Source organism: Thiolapillus sp. (assembly GCF_048562965.1).
Lineage (GTDB): Bacteria > Pseudomonadota > Gammaproteobacteria > Chromatiales > Chromatiaceae > Thiolapillus > Thiolapillus brandeum_A.
Genome location: NZ_JBHNMF010000936.1, coordinates 1 through 1107, shown reverse-complemented (window position 1 = coordinate 1107; position 1107 = coordinate 1). Strand labels below are relative to the sequence as shown.

The window sequence follows — 1107 nt, the reverse complement described above, 5'->3', positions numbered from 1 at the left end:
CAGGCATGACAAGGCCAGCAACCGGCGGCGCTTCAACGCCCTGCTGGCCACCGCCTCCATCGACGACGCCATCGCGTATTACGACCTGTTCAAGGCACTGCAGGCGCAAAAGCAGGCCGAAAACGGGGATTACCTGCCGCTCAATGTGGCCTGCATTTTCTCCCCGCCCGCGGAAGGCAACAGGGATGTCGCCCAGCTACAGGAAGACCTGCCGCAGGAGAAGGCCGACAACCGGAAGGAGCCGAACCGGAAGAAAGAAGCCCTCAAGGCCATCATGGCCGACTACAACCGGCAATACGGCGTCAACTTCGATATCGGCACCTTTGATCTCTACTATCAGGACGTGCAAAAACGCATCAAGGACCAGAAATACTCCAACAGCGACCTGCCGCACGACAAAAAGATCGATCTCACCATCGTGGTGGACATGCTGCTCACCGGCTTCGATTCCCAGTACATCAACCCCCTTTATGTGGACAGGCACCTCAAGTACCATGGCCTGATTCAGGCCTTCTCGCGCACCAACCGCGTGCTGCACGGTGCCAAGCCCTGCGGAAACATCCTCGACTTCCGCGACCAGAGGAAAGCCGTTGACGATGCCATCGCCCTGTTCTCCGGCGAGGCGGGCGAGCGGGCCCGTGAAATCTGGCTGGTGGACCCGGCCCCCGTGGTGGTGGAAAAGCTGAGCGAAGCCGTGCAGCAACTCGAAGACTTCATGCAATCCCAGGGTGTGGACTGCAGGCCCGGGGAAGTCGCCAGCCTCAAGGGTGACGAGGCCCGCGCCACCTTCATCAACTGCTTCAGGGAAGTGCAGCGCATCCGTACCCAGCTCGACCAGTACACCGATCTCGATCCTGAACTGCGCGAGACCATTGATAAACTGCTGCCGGAAGATGACCTGCGCGCCTTCAGGGGCGTCTATCTCGATGTTGCCCAGGAGCTCAAAGCCAGGCAGGAGAAGACGCCAGACCCCAACGACCCCATCCGGCAGCTCGATTTCGAGTTCGTGCTGTTCGACTCTGCGCTCATCGACTATGACTACATCATGAAGCTCATCGTCCGTTTCACCGGCCAGCCGCCCAGGAAGCAGAAGATAAGCCGTGAGCA

1 protein-coding gene is annotated in these 1107 nt (G+C 59.7%); it reads left to right on the top strand.

What is annotated here, in order from left to right; all coding sequences use genetic code 11:
• On the top strand, positions 1-1107 hold a 1107-nt coding region (locus tag ACOCD2_RS21300), incomplete at both ends, for a type I restriction endonuclease subunit R, EcoR124 family (RefSeq protein ID WP_419626062.1).